This window comes from Burkholderia sp. MSHR3999 (genome assembly GCF_000833595.1).
GTDB lineage: Bacteria > Pseudomonadota > Gammaproteobacteria > Burkholderiales > Burkholderiaceae > Burkholderia > Burkholderia ubonensis.
Window position 1 is genome coordinate 1,132,267 of record NZ_JRFO01000006.1, and the last position, 18,882, is coordinate 1,151,148.

Below are 18,882 nucleotides of genomic sequence, written 5' to 3' on the forward strand. Positions count from 1 at the left end.
CACCGTCCGGCGCCTGCCGGCGAGCGGCGCGCCCCGCGTGCGCCATCCGCCGCAAGCGATCCGTAATGCCCGGTAACCCGGCCTGCCGCGCCGGTAACACATTCCCGCCCTCGCGCGCCTTACCCTAACGGCTGCGCAGCTTCCCTGCCGTCAGTTACCATTTGTCCGCCTGCGGCCTGCCGGCCGCATCGCGCGCCCGCGTGCCCATGCCCCGGGCCGCGCCCAGACAGGAATCACACGCATGCCGTACGTCCCATCCCCGCGCGACCGCCGCCCGCTCGCCGCTGCCGTCGCGTTCGCGACCGCGGTGCTGCTCGCCGGCTGCGCCGTCGGGCCCGACTATCACCGCCCCGACACGCCGATGCCCGCCGCGTTCAAGGAAGCGCCCGCCGGCTGGAAGGTCGCGCAGCCGGCCGACGGCGCCGACCGCGGCGCATGGTGGCGCGTCTACGGCGATCCGCAGCTCGACGCGCTGATCGACAAGCTGAACGCGTCGAACCAGACCATCGCGCAATCGGCGGCCGCGTACCGGCAGGCGCGCGCGCTCGTCGCCGAGGCGCGCGCCGCGTATTTCCCGACCGTCGGGCTCACCGCGTCGGGCTCGCGCTCCCGCTCGCCGCGCGCGTCGCTGTCGTCCGGCTCGTCGTCGAGCTTCGGCGGCGGCAGTTCCGGATCGATCGGCAACAGCTACAGCGTCGGCCTCGACGCGTCGTGGGAGCCCGACCTGTGGGGCAAGGTGAGCCGCACGGTCGGCGCGCAGCGCGCGGGCGAAGCGGCGGCCGCCGCCGATCTCGCGAACGCACGGCTGTCGCAGCAGGCGACGCTCGCGCAGACCTACTTCCAGCTGCGCACCGCCGACACGCTGCAGATGCTGCTCGACGACACCGTCGCGTCGTACGCGCGCTCGCTGCAGCTCACGCAGAACCGGTACGCGCAGGGCGTCGCCGCGCGCGCGGACGTGATCCAGGCGCAGACGCAGCTGCAGAGCGCGCAGGCGGCCGCGATCGACAACGGCGTCGCGCGCGCGCAGTACGAGCACGCGATCGCGACGCTGATCGGCGAACCGGCGTCGACGTTCTCGCTGCCGCCGCTGCCGCTCGCCGCCGAGCCGCCCGTCACGCCGGTCGGCGTGCCGTCGGCGCTGCTCGAGCGGCGGCCCGACATCGCGGCGGCCGAACGCCGCGCGGCCGCGGCCAACGAGCAGATCGGCGTCGCGATCTCGGCGTTCTTCCCGACGCTCACGCTGTCGGCGCAGGGGGGCGTGCAGAGTTCGGTGTGGTCGAACCTGTTCACGCTGCCGGCGCGCTTCTGGACGGTCGGCCCGCAGCTCGCGGCGACGCTGTTCGACGCGGGCCTGCGCGCCGCGCAGACGGAGGCCGCGCGCGCGACCTACGATCAGGACGTCGCCGCGTACCGGCTGTCGGTCCTCACCGCGTTCCAGGACGTCGAGGACAACCTGGCGTCGCAGCGCATCCTCGCGCGGGAAATCGACGTGCAGCGGCAGGCAGTGGACAGCGCCGAGCATGCGCTCGCGATCGTGACGAACCAGTACAAGGCCGGCACGGTCGACTACCTGAACGTGCTGACCGCGCAGACGACCGCGTTCAGCGCGCACCAGAAGCTCGCGACGATCGCGGGGCAGCGGATGGTGTCGTCGGTCGGGCTCGTGAAGGCGCTCGGCGGCGGCTGGGACGTGTCGCAGATCGCGCGCGAGACGGGCGGCGTGGCCGCGCCTGCGCCGGCCAGCGGCGCGGCGGCCGTGCCGGTTGCGCAGAAGTGACGTGAAATGCGCGCGGCGCGCGCGTCAGCGCGCCGCGTCGCCGTAAATCAGCGACACCGAGCCGTCGCCGATCGGATGGCCGAGCAGGTTCAGCAGGCCCGCGAGGTTCGCCAGCTGCTCGGGCGCCGCATGCGCGGTGCCGCGGAACGACCCGCTGCCGGGCCCGAATGCGCCGTGCCCGTCGAGAAACAGCGGGCCTTTCGTCGTGGCCAGGTCGAGATCCGCGCCCGAACCCTTCGCCTGCAGCACCGCGCGGTACGAGCCGAGCGGCTTCACGCGCGACACGCGCGAGCTCATGTCGTCGATCGTCACCGTCAGCTGGCCGAACGTGTTGCTGCCGATCAGCCGCCAGTCGCTCCAGCCGACCCGCACGTCGCCCTGCAGGTCGAGCGTGTTGAACGGCGTGCCGAGCCCCGCTAGCAGCGATGCCGGCACCGCCATCGCGCCCGCGGACAGCACCGCGCCGCGCCACGTCGCGTCGAGCGTGACCGCGTCGGGCATCGCCTCGGTCTGCCGCATCCGCATCTGCACGCGCCCGGTCAGGAGCGGCCAGAAGCGCGTCGTCCATTCGACCCGCCCCGGCAGCAGCGTCGCCGCGCTGCGGTCGGCGCCCGGCGCGAGCATCAGCGTGCCCGAGCCGTGCCACAGCGAGCCGTCCGGATCGACGAGGTTCACGTGGCCGCCCGTCGCGCGCGCGAATTGCGGCGCGATCCACGCGGCCGGCGCGAGCGCGACCAGCGTGACGGCGGTCGCCAGCCCGCCCGCCGCGAGCCACGGCAACGCGGCCCAAAGCCGTCTCGACCACGGCCTCATCGGCCGGCCGCCGCTTGCATCATCCATTGCGTCGTTTCTGCATCATTTCTGCGTCGACGGCTGCATCACGGCCGTCAGGTCGACCTGGCCGTCGTCCTTCAGCGCGGTGACGTGCGCCTCGCCGACCTGCACCTTGTACTGCTTGCGCACGTCGTCGAGCCATTGGGTCCACGCCGGGAACGACGCGTTCTTCAGCTGGATCTGCACGCCGTTGCCGACCAGCTGGATCTGCCCGCCGGGCATCCCGTGGTCGGACAGCGACGCCGTCAGCGCGTCCTTCAGCGCGGCGCCGGTCGGCGCGACGCCCTGCGCGGCCGCCGTGAGCGAGCGCGCCTCGTTCGCCTGCGCGGTCATCTTCGCGAGCTCGGCGCGCATCGCCGGCAGCGCGCGCGTGATCCGTGCGCGGCCTTCTTGCGCGGGCGACCACAGCACCGAATAGGCGATCGCGACCGCCAGCACGGCGCCGCCCCAGCCGAGCAGGTTCTTTTCCCGCGGGGTGCGCTCACCCCAGAATTGCGTGAGGGTCTGGTTCAGTTCAGCCTTCATGACCGGCTCCGGATCGTCCATTTGCCCGTGCTGCTGTCGACTTCGCCGGCCAGCCCGTTGCGCGCGAGGCGCTGCGTGAAGTCGGGATCGACCGTCACGCCCTGCTTGAAGCCGACGTCGAGCCGCCGGTCGTGATAATCGAGCGACGCGATGCCGTTCAGCGGCAGCGCGCCCATCGAGCGCGACAGCCCGCTCGCGAGCGCGAGGAAATCGTTCGGCGACAGCTCGCCCGCCGCGAGGCGCAGCTGGTCGAGCTGGCGCTGCATCTGCGCAGGCGGATCGAGCACCGTCGTGGTTTTCGGGAACGCGGACAGCAGCGTCTCGGTGATCTGCGCGGACAGCGCATCGCGCTCGCGCGACAGCTTCCACCAGTGCGCGTTCATCCCGATCACCGCGACGCCGAGCGTCGCCGCGACGAGCGCGACCGGGACCCGCAGCCGCTTGAGCGTCGCGCGGTCGAAGCGCCACGGCTGCGACTCGAATTCGAACTGGCACAGATCGAAACGCTCGGCCAGCGCGCGGCGCGCGAACGTGTCGAACGGCAGCGGCGCCGCGCCCGGCAGCAGCGCAGCGGCGCCCGACGGCTCGACGTCCGTGCGCTTGACCGACGCGAGCTGCGGTTCCGCGCCCGGCTCGCCGAGCTCGTACAGCTCGACCGGGGCGCCGCCCGCGAGCGCGGCGAGCGTGCCGGCCGCGCGCTGCGCGGGCGCAGCGAAGCCTTCGCCCAGCGCGCCGCGCGCGACCGCCAGCTCGAGCCGCGGCGAGCCGGATGCGTCCGGCTGCGCGCCCGCTTCGACGAGCACCGGCTCGACCGACGCCGCGACGCCCAGCACCGCGGCGACCGCGGTCGGGCGCGGCGGCGGGGCGGCGTCAGCCTCGGCTTCGGCGACGGCCTCGTCGGCCGCCGGCGCCGGATCGGTGACGGCCGCGGCCGCCGCGAGCGGCGGCGGCAGGCAGCGCGTCGCGGGCACCGCGCGCAGATGCCGGTGGCCGGCCGCGGCAAACGCGTCACAGATCGCGCGGAACCACGCGCGATCGACGACCGCGAGCACGCGGCGCCCGTCGGGCAGCGCGGCCGGATCGATCGCGACGTGGCAGCCCTGCGGGTCCTGGATCAGCTGGTCCTCGACGATGTTGGGCAGCGCCTGGCGCAGCTTCGGCCCCTTGAGCGGCGGCACCGTCGCGGCCAGCAGCAGCACGTCGCGCGCGGCGACGACCAGCACCGTCGCGGCCGCGCGCGGCAGCAGCGCGAGCGCGGCGCGGCCGGCCCGCTGCGTCTGGCCGGCCTTGTCGACGAGCATGAACGGCAGCTCGGGCCATTGCCATTCCTGCAACGGCACGGCGGGCTCGCGCGGCGGCAGTAAAACAATCAGCGTGCTCAAGGGCTCCTCTCCCGAATGGCGTCGTTATAGCTGGTCGCGGATGCGCACGACCCGCGTCGAGTGCGTGGTCGGATCACGATACACGAGCGAGGTGCGGTCGACCTCGGCGCGATCGTGCTGGATCCGGCCATGCACGATGAAATAGTTCGAATTGACGTCGATCAGCGCCGGATCGGGCGTCACGTTCGGCGGCGCGCCGGCGCCGCGCAGCGCAAGCTGCACGTCGCCGACGTTGCGGAAGAACACGGTCTCGCGGCGCGACACGAGCGCCTGCGCCGACGCCACGCTCATCCCCGGCACCAGCGCCGCGATCACCTCCGCGGGCGCGGTGTTCATGTTCACGGGCGTCGTGGTCGGCAGCACGGTGACGAACGGGCGCAGCCGTTCGACCATTTCCGGCGTGACGCCGTCGACGTCGAGCAGGCTGTCGACGCTCGTCATGATGAGCGGCGCCGGCCCGCGATCGCTGTCGGCAAGGCCAGGCTCGTCGGTGAAGGCCGTGCCCTGCGTGCCCGTGCCCGCTTCCGGCAGGGGCGCGCCCGCCGCGCCGGGCAGCGTCGCCATCTGGAAGCGCGACGCCGAATGCTTCAGGCCCGCGCGCACCTGCAGCGCGATGCGCTTCGCGAACGCGCCGTCGTAGCCGAGCGTCGTCAAGAGGCGCTGGAACGCCTGGAGCTGCGCGGCGTTGAGCTGCAGCACGCCGGGCGCGGGCGTCGACACGAGGTTGCGCAGGTTGAACTTCGCCTGCGCGTCCTCGATCGCGCCGGACAGGTAGGTGTCTTCGCCGCCGTCGCCGCCGCCCACGCCGATCTTGCCCATGAAGTCCGACAGCTTCGTCTTCGCGATCGGTACGCCCCAGATGCCGCCGAGATACGTGATGCCCGGCGCCGTGTCGCCTTCCGAGCGCAGGATCATCCGCGTCCAGTCGAGCGCGCCGCGCGCGACCCACTGCGCCTGCGCGATCAGGCGCTGGTTCTCGATGCGGCGGATCTGCACCTGCTCGCGCCACAGCATCCCCGATACGAGGATCGCCGACAGCGCGACGACGAGCAGCGCGGTGATGATCGCGGCGCCGCGTTGCCGGCGCGCGGGGCGGGGGGGCCGGAGGAACGGAAGCGGGGCGGGGGCGCGCATCGTCATTCCCCGACGAGGAAGATACGGGTCACCGGCACGCGCAGCGACGTCGCGCCGATGCTCACCTGCAGGCCCGTCACCGCGCGCGGCGGCGGCGCGTTGCCGAGCTGCGGCACCTTGATCGCATCGTTGTTCTGCGCGAGCGCTTCGTCGGCCGTCTGCACGTTCGTGGTCCAGCCGACGCGCGGCACGTAGAGCTTCGCGTCGATCGCGCCGACCCCGCCCATCAGCGCCACCGCACTCCAGCCCTCGACGTCGGGGTTCTTCAGCGTGTCGCGCAGCCGGTTCGCGTCGGCGAGCGGCGGCGACGCGTAGCGCACCACGCGCCCCGCCGCGATCCGGTAGCGGATCACCTGCAGCCGCGGCGCGGCGCCCGGCGCGTCGAACGCGCGGACGATCTGCAGCGTGTTGCCGGCGACGCCGAGCGCGGGCTGGCCGGCCTCGTCGTCGGTCGCCGCGCGGCGCGCGTCGATGCGCATCTGGTCGAACATCTGCGCGAAGATGCGTTCGTCTTCCATCGCCGACGACACCTTGTCGCGGCCGCGCATGATCTGGTCGAGCCCGCGCCATGCGAGCACCGCGACGACCGCGAGAATCGCGATCGCGATCATCAGTTCGATCAGCGTGAAGCCGCGCGTGCGGACGCGCCGCGCCGATTCAGAGCGAGCGGCTGGTTTCATTCGCGACCACCGTGACCATCTGCGCGAGCACGCCTTTGCCGTCCGGCGCGCTCACCGATACCTGGACGCGCCGGAACACCGGATTCGGCGTCGCGCTGACGCGCTGCGTGCAGACGAGCTTCACGTTGCCCTGCGAGCAATCGAAGCTCTGCTCGCCGATCTCCGGCCACGCATGCGCGAGCCGCAACTGCGCGAGCGCGTTGTCGGCGCTCCAGCTGGCCAGCAGCCGGCGATGCAGGTCCGACGAGCCGGTCGCCAGCGTGCCGACCGCGCGAATCGACGCGGCGAGCGCAACCGCGATGATCGCAAGCGCGACCAGCACCTCGATCATCGTGAAGCCGCGCGCCGCTGAACGTCCGGTGCGGGGACGCATCGCGGGAGCGGCGGAAGGAGAGAGAGACGGCCGGCGATGCATCGTCACTGCACCTCGTAGCGGCCGTTGCCGGTGCCGACGATCGTCACGCTGCCGACGGTCGAGCGCAGCGTCACGCGCACCGGCATGTCGATGCTCTCGGTGCCGAACACGACGCGGTCCACGCGCGTATCCGAGCCGGGGTAGTCGATGTCGGCGCCCGTCACGCCGCCGTCCCAGTCGCGCGGGCGCAGCAGGTCGTCGCGCAGCGTGCGCCAGCCGTCGGCGGTGCTCATGTCGAAGCGAAAGCCGCGCGCGGTCGGCTGCCATGCGATCGGACGGGCGCGCACCTGCGCCTCGTCGCCCGCCGTCTCGAACAGCAGCGCGAGCCGCTGCGCTTCCTCGCGCAGGTCGGTGCGCGGATTGCGCGTCAGCGACAGCGACGCGAGCGACACCAGCAGGCCCGCGATCACGAGCACGACGAGCATCTCGAGCAGCGTGAAGCCGCGCTGCGACGCCCGCACGCCATCCGCGCGCGCCGGCGCCCGGCGCACACGGCAGCCGCGCCCGAAGCGGGAAGTCGTGCGGATGGCGAGCATGGGGATCAGAAAAGAGACGTCGGGCCGGTCAGCGATCGTTTACTGCCACGATCCGATGTCGGAGTCGTTGGATTCGCCGCCTTCCTTGCCGTCGGCGCCGTAGCTGAACACGTCGATCTCGCCGTGTACGCCCGGGTTCAGGTACTTGTACGCGTTGCCCCACGGATCGTTCGGCAGGCGCTCGAGATAGCCGCCGTCCTTCCAGTTGTTCGGGATCGGATCGGTGCTCGGCTTCTGGATCAGCGCCTGCAGGCCCTGGTCCTGCGACGGATAGCGGCCGTTGTCGAGGCGGTACAGCTTGAGCGCCTGCATGATCGTGCCGATGTCCTGCTTCGCGGCGATGCGGCGCGCCTCGTCCGGACGGCTCATGATCTTCGGCACGATCAGCGCCGCCAGAATCCCGAGAATCGCGACCACCACCATGATCTCGATCAGCGTGAAACCGCGCTGACGGCGAACCGCTCCGTTGCGTCGAGTAATCCACGTTTGCATGCTGACTTCCTCTTTCCAAAAAATTGTCGTCGATTGAGTGACGTTTCCGAAACAACCGGGTCAGGTCCCTGCGGGACTGCTGCGCCGATTGCGCCGGGCACGGAGCACGCATTGTAAGGCGCGGCCCGCCAAGGGCTTTCACTCAACGCAAATTTCACATACATCCGTACAATAGCGCGCATGAACGCGATCTCGATCCGGATACTCTCCCTCGCCCTCTTCGCGGCGTTGTGCGCGACGGCCACCTATTGGGTCGTCACGCTGTCGGCCCGCGAAGCGCCGCTGCCCGCCGCCGCCGCGCGGCCCCCGATTCGCACCGAGGACGCCGCCGCGCTGTTCGGCGGCCAGCTCGACAAGAATCCCGTGCAGGACATCCACCTGTTCGGCATCCTCGCGCTCCAGCGCGGCGCCGCCGCGATCGTCGGCGTCGGCGGCGAGCCGCCGCGCGCGGTGTCGCTCGGCGCCGAGGTCGCGCCCGGCGCGAAGCTCGCCGAAGTCCGCGACCGCTCGATCATCGTCGAGCGCAACGGCGCCCGTGCCGAAGTCGCGTTGCCCGCCAACACGCCGTCTCCGGCGATCTACATGCGCTGAACGTCCGGTGACGGCCGGCACGGCCGTCACTGCACCATGTTGTTCAGCTCGATGATCGGCAGCATCACGGCCAGCACGATCACGAGCACGATGCCCCCCATCGCGAGAATCAGCAGCGGCTCGAGCAGGCTCGTCAGGAACATCGTGCGGCGTTCGAGCTCGCGCGCCTCGCCTTCGGCCGCGCGGTCGAGCATCGTCGTCACGTCGCCCGTCGCCTCGCCCGAACGGATCAGGTGCACCAGCACCGGCGGAAACGTCTTCACGTTGTTCAGCGCGCGCGACAGCGCGGAGCCTTCGCGCACCCGCACGATCGCGTCGTCGATGTTCGCGCGCATCGCGCGGTTCGACAGCGTCTCGCCCGCCGCCTGCAGCGCGCGCAGGATCGGCACGCCGGCCGCGGTCAGGATGCCGAGCGTGCTCGCGAAGCGCACCGTGTTGTAGCCGCGCACCAGCTTGCCGGCGAGCGGCGCGGTCAGCAGCCAGCGGTCGAACGCGAGGCGCGGCCCGTCGCGCGACAGCGTCGCCCTGACGAACCAGACGACGAGCACGGCCGCGATCACGATCGCCCACCACCAGTGCCGCACGAAATCCGACAGCGCCATCATCACGACCGTCAGGATCGGCAGTTGCTGCTTGGTGCTCGCGAACACGTTGACGACCTGCGGCACGACATAGCTCAGCAGGAACGTGACGATGCCGAACGCGATCAGCGTGACGATCCCCGGATACGTGAACGCGAGCAGGATCTTCTGCTTCAGCGCGTTGCTCTGCTCGATGTAGTCGGCGAGGCGCGACAGCACGATGCCGAGCTTGCCCGTGTGCTCGCCCGCCGCGACGAGCGCGCGATAGATTTCCGGGAAATCGCGCGGATGCTGCGCGAGCGCGTTCGCGAGCGAATGGCCGCCCAGCACCTCGGCGCGGATCGACGCCATCAGTTCGCGGATGTAGTCGCGCTCGGCCTGCTCGGTCAGCACGCCGAGCGATTCGTCGAGCGGCAGCCCGGCGATCAGCAGGCTCGCGAGCTGGCGCGTGAGGATGGCCTGTTCGCGCTGCGACAGCTTGCGGCCGAGCGCGAGGCGCTGGCTGCGCGCGCCGCGCGTCGCGCTGGCCGCCGGCTCGACGACGAGCGGCGTCAGCCCCTGCGTGCGCAGCTGGCCGCGCGCGGCGCGCGCGCTGTCGGCATCGACGACGCCCTTTTGCGCATGACCCGCCGCATCGATTGCTTCGAAACGGAATGCCGGCATCGCGCTATGCGCCTCCCGTCACGCGCAACACTTCCTCGAGCGACGTCGCGCCCGCCGCGAGCCAGCGCTCGGCGTCGTCGCGCAGCGTGCGCATCCCTTGCGCGCGGCCCGTCGCGAGAATCTCCGCGTCGGCCGCGTTGCGGTGGATCAGCGTGCGGATCGACTCGTCGACGATCAGCAGTTCGTATACGCCGCGCCGGCCCGCATAGCCCGAATGCCCGCACTTGTCGCAGCCGACCGGATGCCACACCGTGCGGCCTTCCTCGTGCCGCTCTTCCTTGCAGACCGGGCAGAGCTGCCGCACGAGCCGCTGCGCGAGCACGCCGAGCAGCGACGACGCGAGCAGATACGGCTCGACGCCCATGTCGGTCAGGCGCGTGACGGCCGACGCCGCATCGTTCGTGTGCAGCGTCGCGAGCACGAGGTGGCCCGTCAGCGACGCCTGCACCGCGATCTGCGCGGTTTCGAGGTCGCGGATTTCGCCGATCATGATCACGTCCGGGTCCTGCCGCAGGATCGAGCGCAGCGCCCGGGCGAAGGTCATCCCGATCCGCTCGTTCACCTGCGTCTGGCCGATGCCGGACAGGTCGTATTCGATCGGGTCCTCGACCGTCATGATGTTGGTCGTCGCGGTTTCGAGCCGCGACATCGCCGCGTACAGCGTCGTCGTCTTGCCCGAGCCCGTCGGGCCCGTGACGAGCACGATGCCGTGCGGGCGCGCGATCAGCTTGTCGAACTGCGTGAGCGTGTCGCGGCCCATCCCGAGCGCTTCGAGGTTCAGGCGCTGCGCGTCCTTCTCGAGCAGACGCAGCACCGCGCGCTCGCCGTGCCCGGTCGGCAGCGTCGACACCCGCACGTCAACCGGCCGGCCGCCGACCCGCAGCGTGATCCGGCCGTCCTGCGGCAGGCGCTTCTCGGCGATGTCGAGCTGCGCCATGATCTTGATCCGCGAGATCAGCGCGCCGTGCAGCGCCTTCTTCGGCCGCACGACGTCGCGCAGCGTGCCGTCGACGCGAAAGCGCACGACCGACGCGTTCTCGAACGGCTCGATGTGGATGTCCGACGCCTGCTCGCGCGCCGCTTGCGTGAGCAGCGCGTTGATCATCCGGATGATCGGCGCGTCGTCTTCCGATTCGAGCAAGTCCTCGACTTCGGGGATGTCCTGCATCAGCCGCGACAGGTCGACTTCGCCCTCGACCTCGCCGACCACCTGCGCGGCGCTGCCGTCCTGGCGCGCGTACGCCTGGTTGATCGCGTGCGCGAGTTCGTCGGCCGGCAGGCGCAGCACCGAGATCGAGCCGAAGTTGCGCGCGATCTCCGCGAGCGCCGCGTCGCTCGTGCGGTCGCTGATCCACACTTCGAGCGTGTCCTCGTGCTGATGCGCGATCAGCACCTGGCCGCTCTTCGCGAAGCCGTACGGCAACAGCCGCGCGGCGAGCGGCGACGGCGGCGGGCGTTCGCCCGGCGCGCCTTCGTGGGCGGAGGCGAGCATGTCGCTCACTGCGAGGCTCCCGACGGGGCCGTGGGCGCCGTCAGCGGCTGCTGCTGCATCTGCTGCTGCGGCACGGCTTGCGGCTGGACGGCCGGTTGCTGTTGCGACGGCTGTTGCGGCACGGGCTGCTGGCCCTGCTGCTGGCGGCGCATCTTCGTCAGGTCGAACAGGTTCAGCGCCGAGCCGCCTTCGCCCGGGCCGATCGGCATCGGCGGAACGGTCGGATCGTCCTTGTCGCGCATGACGTTGTTGTCCGACTTGTACGAGCCCGTTACGCCCTGGATATAGTCGTAGCGGTTCGCCGAGACCGCCTGCGCGGTCTGCCGGTCGCTGATTATCACGGGGCGCAGGAACACCATCAGGTTGGTTTTCTGGCGGTTCTTCGATTCCGAGCGGAACAACTGGCCGATCCACGGGATGTCACCCAGCAGCGGCACTTTGCTGTTCGACACGCTGTAGTTGTCCTGCATCAAGCCGCCGAGCACGATGATTTCGCCGTTGTCCGCCAGGATCGTCGACTGGATCGAGCGCTTGGTGAAGGTCGGGCCGGTCGTTGCGGTCAACGTGTTGGCGACGACCGCCGAATCCTCGGTGTAGAGCTGCAGCTTCAGAATGCCGCCGTCGGTGATCTGCGGCTTCACGTGCAGCGTGAGGCCGACGTCGCGGCGATCATAGGTATTGAATGCGTTGTTTGCATTGCCGCTCGTCAGGTTCGAATACGAACCTGTCGGAATCGGCACGTTCTGGCCGACGACGATCTTCGCCTCTTCATTGTCGAGCGTGACGAGGTTCGGCGTCGACAGCACGTTCGCATCACTCACGCCCGCGAAATAATTCAGCAGCGCGCCGAGGCCCTGCACGCCGAACATGTTGTGCAGCCAGCCGACGTTGAGGCCCGGCAAGAGGTTGGTCGCCAACCCGGCGAGACCTGTCGTCGTACTGCTGGTCGATGTCCCGATCCCTAGGATGTTGCCGGTGGCATTCGTGCCCGGGGCGGTCGAATTAAAGTTCGTGCCACCGAGAAACTGGCCGTTCGCGATCTGCCACTGAATGCCGAGGTTGCCGGCCGTCGTCGCCTGCAACTCGACGATCAGCGCTTCGATGTAGACCTGCGCGCGCCGCGCGTCGAGCTGGTCGATCACCGCGCGCAGGTTCCGGTAGACGGGGTCGGGCGCCGTGATGATCAGCGAGTTCGTCGCCGAATCGGCCTGGATCATGCCACCCGGCTGGTTCTCGTCGCCCTTGTCCTTGTCGCCGCCGAGCAGGCCGCCGGTGCCGAGGCCGCCGCCTTGCGACGAGCCGCCGCCGTAAGACGACGACGAGCCGCCGAGGCCGCCCGACGGCAGCGGCGGGGTGCCCGCTGTGCCGGTCGAGAAGCTGCCGGCCGCCGACGAGCCGCCCTGGTTGAACGCGCTCGCTTCGTTCGACGTCGCCGACGCGCCGGTTTCGCCGCCGCCCTTGCCGAGCATCCCGCGCAGCGTCTTCGCGAGCTTCGTTGCCTCGGCGTTCTTCAGCGGCACCACGTGCATGTTGCCCGGCACGCCGCTGGGCGCGTCGAGCTGCTGCACGAGCCGCTTCGCGGCCGCGAGGCGCGACGCGCTCGACGCGCGCAGCATCAGCGAATTGGTGCGCGGGTCGGCGATCACCGATACCTTGAGCGTCGCGTCGCTGTTGCCGATCGCGCCGGGGTCGAGCATCTTCTGCAACTGCGCGGCCAGATCGATCGCGTTCGCATTCTTGAGCGGCACGACCAGTACCTGCGCACCGGCGGCGCTGTCGACGCCCGCGATAATCTGCGCGATGCGGCGCACGTTGTCCGCATAGTCGGTGACGACGATCGTGTTGTTCGCCGGATAGGCGGTGACCGTGTTGTTCGGCGAGATCAGCGGCCGCAGCACCGGCAGCAGGTTGTTCGCCGATTCGTTACGCAGTTCGAACACCTGCGTGACGACCTGGTCGCCGCGCGCCTGCGGCGTGTTGCCGACGTAGGTCGGCACGCCCTGCAGCTTGGCATCGGCCTCGGGCACGACCTTCAGCACGCCGTGATCCTGCACGAGCGCGAAGCCCTGCATGCGCAGCGCGGACTGCAGCGTCTTCAGCGCCTGGTCTTCCGGCACCGGGCGCTCGGCGACGAGGTTGAGCTGCCCCTTCACGCGCGGATCGACGATGATCGTCTTGCCGGTCGCGGCGCCGATCGCCTTGGCGACCTGATCGATATCCGCGTTCACGAAGTTGAGCGTGACCTGAGCGTGGGCGGCCTGCGCGACGATGATGCCGGCGACCATCAGGGTCGCAGCGACGCGCCGCATAACGAAGCGATTTCTTGTCATGGATGAATGGGTCGATGCCGGCTCAGGCCACATCCGGCGGTGGTACTGGATCCAATTCCGAAAACAGCGACATTAGCAGTTTTTCATGTCCGAAATATCACATCGATCCGAATACTGTCTCATATACGACAGTATTCCTGACGTATGTATGCGAGATGTAATATTTCGCGTTTGCTGCCGTTTGTTCGTCTCCGTCATCATTTCAGGATGGATTGAAACGAAAATGCGGTATAACCCGGCATGCGGCGCCGCGCTTGCCGCAACGCGACCGGCTGCCGGTATGATACGAGCGTCGCATTGCATATCGCGCGAATTCCGTTGCGGCCGCGGGTTTTCCCGCCCCCGTTTTCTGCACTTTTCGATCAATGAACAGACGGCTCGTTTCGATTGCATTGTTGACCGCCGGCGCATGGCTCGCCAGCGGCAACGCTCGCGCCGATTGTTTCGACGAAGCGGCCAAATACCAGCAGGTCAATCCGCTGATCCTGCGCGCGATCGCGTGGCAGGAATCGCGCAACCGGCCGGACGCGAGGAACAAGAATGCGAACGGCTCGACCGACTACGGGCTGATGCAGATCAATTCGATCCATCTGCCGGTGCTGTCGCGCTACGGAATCGGCCGCGACACGCTGATGGAGCCGTGCAAGAACGTCTATATTGCGGCGTGGCACCTGCGCCAGAAGATGAACCGGTACGGCAACACGTGGCAGGCGGTCGGCGCCTATCACTCGGAAACGCCGTCGCTGCGCGACAAGTACGCGAAGCAGATCGCCGGCATCCTCACGCAATGGAAATTGCTGCCGCCGCAGCCGTGACCCGGCGCCGCGCCGGCCGGCCGATGCGCGTTTGATGCACAATGCGGGCTCACGCCGCGAATTTGCCCCGGCGCCCGGCTCCGGCCGATGGCGCGCCGACCGGGCCGCCGCGGCCGCTTTTTCCTTTTTTCCGTTGGTGCGTATCGTTATGAATCCGGCAATGAACCAGCCGTTGCCCGTCACCGTGCTGTCCGGCTTTCTCGGCGCCGGCAAGACCACGCTGCTCAACCATATCCTCGCGAACCGCGCGGGCCTGAAGGTCGCGGTGATCGTCAACGATCTCGCGGCGGTCAACATCGACGCATCGCTCGTGCGCGACGCGCAGGCGCTGTCGCACGTCGAGGAGCGGCTCGTCGAGATGTCGAACGGCTGCATCTGCTGCACGCTGCGCGACGACCTGCTCGTCGAGATCCGCAAGCTCGCCGCGGAAGGCCGCTTCGACGCGATCCTGATCGAATCGACCGGGATCGCCGAGCCGATGCCGATCGCCGAAACCTTCACGTTCGTCGACGACGACGGCAGGTCGCTCGGCGAGTTCGCGCGGCTCGACACGCTCGTCACCGTCGTCGACGCTTTCAATTTCCTGCGCGACTACGGCTCGGACGACGCGCTGGCCGCACGCGGCATCGCGGCCAGCGAGGACGACGACCGCACGCTCGTCGAACTGCTGATCGAGCAGATCGAATTCTGCGACGTGCTCGTGATCAACAAGGCCGACCTCGTCGGCGCGGACGAACTGGCGCGACTGCAGCACATCCTCGCGCGGCTGAACCCGCGCGCGCACCAGATCGTGTCGACGTTCGGCAACGTGCCGCCCCGCGAGCTGCTGGACACCGGCCGCTTCGATTTCGACGAGGCGGCGAACGCGCCGGGCTGGCTCGCGTCGCTCGAGCACGATCATGAGCACGTCGAAGACCATGACCACGGCCATGCGCATCCGCACGTGCATGGCGAGGCGGACGAATTCGGCATCGGCAACTTCGTGTACCGCGCGCGCCGGCCGTTCCATCCGGGGCGCCTGTGGGCGCTGCTGCACGAGGAGTGGCCCGGCGTGCTGCGCAGCAAGGGGTTCTTCTGGCTCGCGACGCGCAACGACATCGCCGGCTCGCTGTCGCAGGCGGGCGGCGTGTGCCGGCACGGGCCGGCGGGCTTGTGGTGGGCCGCGCAGGATCGCGCGGAATGGCCGGACGACGACGCGCTGCTCGCCGAGATCCGCGCGGAATGGCAGGGCGACCTCGACGACCGCTCGGTCGGCGACCGGCGCCAGGAACTCGTGCTGATCGGCATCGGCCTCGACGCGGCCGCATGGCGCGCGAAGCTCGACGCGTGCCTGCTGACCGACAAGGAATTCGCGCTCGGCGCCGCAGGGTGGGCGGAGCTGTTCGACGACCCGTTCCCGGCCTGGGACATCGACTCGCACGACGACGAGGACCACGGCGACGCGCAGATCCTGCATCGTTCGTAACAACCGTTAAATCTTGCAAATACGTCGTGAAGTGTGGCGAAAAAGCCGCGCGCCGCACGAAAAAAAACCCGCCGAATGGCGGGTTTTTCGTAACAGGCGCTGAACTTAACGCTTGTTGACGGCGTCCTTGAACGCCTTGCCAGCCGTGAACTTGACGGTCTTGGCTGCCGGGATCTTGATGGTTTCACCCGTCTTCGGGTTGCGGCCCGTACGTGCTGCGCGCTTGCCCGAACCGAAGCTGCCGAAGCCGATCAGCTGAACCGCATCGCCCTTCGACACGGCTTTCTTGATGACTTCGAGCAGCGTGTCCAGCGTTTCGCCGGTTTGAGCCTTGCTGGCGCCCGTTTGGGCGGCGACGGCGTCGATCAGTTCCTGTTTGTTCATTAAGGTTCCTTTTTCAGGTTAGGTTGACACGAACAGCGCGAACGCGCCGATTATACGTGCGCGAACCGTGCCGTCGAGAGTCGGACTCCGACGGCACTCCGCCGAATCCTGGCCCCGCAGGTCGGCCCCCGGCATGCCGAAGACCGCCCCGCAGAACGGCGCTTGCTATGATAGCGCAGCGCAAACCCAATAACGACAAGGGTTTCAAAGATTTTCATCGGTGTTTCGCCGAATGAATCATTGCTTGCGGGTTTTTTGACCTGCGCCAACCGGACAGGATACGCAGCGCGATCGGCCCGTGTGCAGCGCCGTTGGTTTTTGCCAACGGCGCGCCGGGCCGGTCCGCGCAATCCCTTGCCAGGCTTGGTCGCCACGATATTTGTTTCGCATGCCAGACCGACTCGTTCCCGCCACGCTCGCGTTCAGCGACGACGGCACCCTCGTCTCGCCCGCGTACGGCGACATCTATCACAGCGCCGCCGGCGCACTCGCGCAGGCGAACTACGTGTTCGTCGCAGGCAACGGCCTGCCCGCGCGCTGGCAGGGCAGGCGCACCTTCACGATCGTCGAGACCGGCTTCGGCGCCGGCGGCAACTTCCTCGCGACCTGGGCCGCGTGGCGCGACGATCCCGCGCGCTGCGAGCGGCTCCACTTCGTGTCGGTCGAGAAGCATCCGTTCACGCGCGACGACCTGCGCCGCGCCGCATCGCACATGGTTGCGCAGACAACGACATCGGCGGACGTCGACGCGCTCGCCGATGCGTGGCCGATGCTCGTGCCGGGCCTGCATCGGCTCGAATTCGACGGCGGACGCGTCGTGCTCACGCTCGTGTTCGGCGATGCGCTCGCGATGCTGCCGAAGCTCGCGGTGCGCGCCGACGCGTTCTATCTGGATGGCTTCGCGCCGTCGAAAAACCCGGACCTGTGGTCGGTCGACGTGTTTCGCGCGCTCGCGCGCCTCGCCGGCGACGGCGCGACGTTCGCGACGTATTCGAGCTCGGGCGCCGTGAAGCACGCGCTCGCGGAAGCGAGCTTCGCGTATCGCAAGGTCGACGGCTTCGCCGGCAAGCGCGCGATGCTCGTCGGCGAATTCGCGCCGCGCTGGCAGATGCGCCGCCACGAGCCGCCGCGTGCGCTGCCGGTCGACACGCGCCGCGCGATCGTGATCGGCGCGGGCCTCGCGGGCTGCGCCGTGGTCGAGCGGCTCGCCGCGCGCGGCTGGGACGTCACGCTGATCGAGCGGCGCGAACGCATCGCGAGCGAAGCGTCGGGCAATCCCGCCGGCGTGTTCCATCCGCTGATGACGCGCGACGACAACGTCGCGAGCCGGCTCACGCGCAGCGGCTTCCTCCACGCGCTCGCACGCTGGCGCGCGCTCGAACGCGCGGGCCACGGGTTCGGGCGCAGCACGCGCGGGATGATCCAGCTCGCGGAATCGGCCGACGATTTCGAGCGGATGCGCACGGCCTTCGACGCGCTCGGCGTGCCGCCGGACTATGCGCGGCTGCTGAACGTCGACGAAGCGCGCGCGCGCGCCTGTCGCTGCCGGTCGCGCACGGCGGCCTGCTGTTTCCGCACGGCGGCGCGGTGCGGCCGGCCGAGTTGTCCACCGCGCAGTGCGCGGCGGCCGGTGAGCGCGTGCGAATCCTGACACGCACCGAAGTCGCGCGGCTCGAACGGCACGGCGCCGGCTGGCGCGCGCTCGACGCCGCCGGCCGGACGCTCGCGCAAGCGCCGGCCGTCGTGCTCGCCAACGCCGGCGACGCGGTGCGGCTTGCCGGCCTGCGGCACGTCGCGCTGCAGCCGGTGCGCGGGCAGCTCACGCTGCTGCCGCCGGGCAGCGCGGCGGCGCTCGACTGCCCGGTGATCGGCGACGGCTATGCGGTGCCGCTCGACGACGGCACACTGCTGATCGGCGCGACGTTCGAACCGGACGACGTCGACCCGGCGCTGCGTCCGGCCGGTCATGCCGAAAACCTGGAGCGGGTCCGGCGCCTGCTCCCGGGCCTGATCGGCGACGCGCCCGGCGTCGGCGAACTGCCCGGCCGCGTCGCGTTCCGCTGGGTCGCCGGCGACCGGCTGCCGCTGATCGGCCCGCTCGCGGACGAAGCGCACGCGCTCGCCCACGCGAAGGCGCTCAGCGGTGCGAAAGCGCGCGACCTGCCGCGCACCGAGGGCCTTTACGGCGCGTTCGGCTACGGTTCGCGCGGCCTCGTCTGGGCGGCGCTCGGCGCCGAGCTGATCGCGTCGCAGCTCGAAGGCGAGCCGTGGCCGCTCGAGCGCGAGCTCGCCGACGCGATCGATCCGGCCCGCTTCCTGATCCGCGCGCTGCGCGCCCGACAGGTGGGCGCGACCAACTGACGCGCCGCGCATCCGCATCCACATCACAGTGATCGCAGTTCGTCGCGCGATGTTATCCACGTTCACCTGTGGATAACCGCGCGAATTCCGTGCGTACTCCGTGTGCAATCACAGTGGACGTAAACTGGGCAAGTCGGCACAGCTGTGAAACGGACCAAAAGTTGCTCAACTCAAACCGCTGTGCGCGCACAGCCTGTGCAGCGGGTTATGGTTTCGCCAACGCGTTGATCCGTCTACGTAAACGGAAGTTATCCACAGAACTGTGCGGTTCTTGTTAACTTCTACTACGTATATATACAGGTAAACCTTTGAACCCAAAGGCAAGCCCGCCCGCTGGACGGCCGGTCTGCCAGGCAATCGGTTCCAGAGCGAAAAACCTGTGGCACAATCGGTTTCCTTCGCGTTCGTCCGGCCAGGCGCCG

16 protein-coding genes and 1 pseudogene are annotated in these 18,882 nt (G+C 69.6%); 5 read left to right on the forward strand and 12 right to left on the reverse strand.

The genetic code is table 11. The annotated features are described in order from the left end of the window. Positions 1–241 precede the first annotated feature (241 nt). Positions 242–1,780, forward strand: a complete 1,539-nt coding sequence (locus KY49_RS22460; RefSeq protein ID WP_042586670.1) for an efflux transporter outer membrane subunit — start codon at positions 242–244, stop codon at positions 1,778–1,780. A gap of 24 nt (positions 1,781–1,804) precedes the next feature. Here KY49_RS22460 and gspN read toward each other — a convergent pair whose 3' ends face one another. The 8 genes from gspN to gspG are packed head-to-tail and all read right to left on the reverse strand — an operon-like array spanning position 1,805 to position 7,778. Then, entirely contained in the window at positions 1,805–2,593 is a 789-nt protein-coding gene (gene gspN, locus KY49_RS22465) for a type II secretion system protein N (RefSeq protein ID WP_042586922.1), read from the reverse strand. Positions 2,594–2,635: 42 nt separating this feature from the next. Continuing rightward, the gene (gene gspM, locus KY49_RS22470) at positions 2,636–3,139 is read right to left on the reverse strand and encodes a type II secretion system protein GspM (protein WP_042586923.1); all 504 of its coding nucleotides are present in this window, start codon (positions 3,137–3,139) and stop codon (positions 2,636–2,638) included. After that, positions 3,136–4,521, reverse strand: a complete 1,386-nt coding sequence (gene gspL / locus KY49_RS22475; RefSeq protein ID WP_042586671.1) for a type II secretion system protein GspL — start codon at positions 4,519–4,521, stop codon at positions 3,136–3,138. The genes gspM and gspL overlap by 4 nt, the downstream gene beginning before the upstream one ends. A 24-nt stretch (positions 4,522–4,545) precedes the next feature. Further along, positions 4,546–5,661, reverse strand: coding sequence for a type II secretion system minor pseudopilin GspK (gene gspK, locus KY49_RS22480; protein WP_088500512.1), 1,116 nt, complete (start codon positions 5,659–5,661; stop codon positions 4,546–4,548). Continuing rightward, positions 5,658–6,335: a PulJ/GspJ family protein gene (locus KY49_RS22485; RefSeq protein ID WP_042586672.1), complete on the reverse strand. Its 678-nt coding sequence runs from the start codon at positions 6,333–6,335 to the stop codon at positions 5,658–5,660. Before KY49_RS22485 ends, gspK begins: the two co-directional genes overlap by 4 nt. After that, positions 6,313–6,708 (reverse strand): type II secretion system minor pseudopilin GspI, encoded by a 396-nt coding sequence (gene gspI, locus KY49_RS22490; RefSeq protein WP_042586673.1) that lies wholly within the window; start codon positions 6,706–6,708, stop codon positions 6,313–6,315. Before gspI ends, KY49_RS22485 begins: the two co-directional genes overlap by 23 nt. 44 nt (positions 6,709–6,752) lie before the next feature. Then, positions 6,753–7,286, reverse strand: coding sequence for a GspH/FimT family pseudopilin (locus KY49_RS22495; RefSeq protein WP_042586674.1), 534 nt, complete (start codon positions 7,284–7,286; stop codon positions 6,753–6,755). Between the two features lie 39 nt (positions 7,287–7,325). Next, positions 7,326–7,778 (reverse strand): type II secretion system major pseudopilin GspG, encoded by a 453-nt coding sequence (gspG, locus tag KY49_RS22500; protein ID WP_042586675.1) that lies wholly within the window; start codon positions 7,776–7,778, stop codon positions 7,326–7,328. 180 nt (positions 7,779–7,958) lie between these two features. Here gspG and KY49_RS22505 point away from each other — a divergent pair, with 180 nt between their 5' ends. Further along, a complete protein-coding gene (locus KY49_RS22505) occupies positions 7,959–8,369 on the forward strand; it encodes a general secretion pathway protein GspC (protein ID WP_010090231.1) in 411 nt (136 codons plus the stop codon). A 26-nt stretch (positions 8,370–8,395) separates the two neighbouring features. Here the strand turns inward: KY49_RS22505 and gspF are convergent, their stop codons facing one another. From gspF to gspD, 3 genes are read right to left on the reverse strand one after another with little or no spacing between them, the layout of a single operon-like run. After that, positions 8,396–9,613, reverse strand: coding sequence for a type II secretion system inner membrane protein GspF (gspF, locus tag KY49_RS22510; protein ID WP_042586676.1), 1,218 nt, complete (start codon positions 9,611–9,613; stop codon positions 8,396–8,398). A 4-nt stretch (positions 9,614–9,617) separates the two neighbouring features. Continuing rightward, positions 9,618–11,105 (reverse strand): type II secretion system ATPase GspE, encoded by a 1,488-nt coding sequence (gspE, locus tag KY49_RS22515; RefSeq protein ID WP_156162585.1) that lies wholly within the window; start codon positions 11,103–11,105, stop codon positions 9,618–9,620. Positions 11,106–11,110: 5 nt separating this feature from the next. Continuing rightward, positions 11,111–13,435: a type II secretion system secretin GspD gene (gspD, locus tag KY49_RS22520; RefSeq protein WP_042586678.1), complete on the reverse strand. Its 2,325-nt coding sequence runs from the start codon at positions 13,433–13,435 to the stop codon at positions 11,111–11,113. 365 nt (positions 13,436–13,800) lie between these two features. Between gspD and KY49_RS22525 the strand changes: the two genes are divergently transcribed. Both KY49_RS22525 and KY49_RS22530 read left to right on the forward strand, forming a co-directional pair. Then, complete coding sequence (locus KY49_RS22525) at positions 13,801–14,250, forward strand: lytic transglycosylase domain-containing protein (protein WP_010090227.1); 450 nt, start codon at positions 13,801–13,803, stop codon at positions 14,248–14,250. A gap of 148 nt (positions 14,251–14,398) precedes the next feature. Then, positions 14,399–15,715 (forward strand): GTP-binding protein, encoded by a 1,317-nt coding sequence (locus tag KY49_RS22530; RefSeq protein ID WP_042586679.1) that lies wholly within the window; start codon positions 14,399–14,401, stop codon positions 15,713–15,715. A 105-nt stretch (positions 15,716–15,820) separates the two neighbouring features. On the opposite strand, the gene KY49_RS22535 is transcribed toward KY49_RS22530, so the two are convergent. Then, positions 15,821–16,099, reverse strand: coding sequence for an HU family DNA-binding protein (locus KY49_RS22535; RefSeq protein ID WP_006401505.1), 279 nt, complete (start codon positions 16,097–16,099; stop codon positions 15,821–15,823). A 388-nt stretch (positions 16,100–16,487) separates the two neighbouring features. Here KY49_RS22535 and mnmC point away from each other — a divergent pair. Next, positions 16,488–18,460, forward strand: a pseudogene (gene mnmC, locus KY49_RS22540) (bifunctional tRNA (5-methylaminomethyl-2-thiouridine)(34)-methyltransferase MnmD/FAD-dependent 5-carboxymethylaminomethyl-2-thiouridine(34) oxidoreductase MnmC). Positions 18,461–18,882 lie beyond the last annotated feature (422 nt).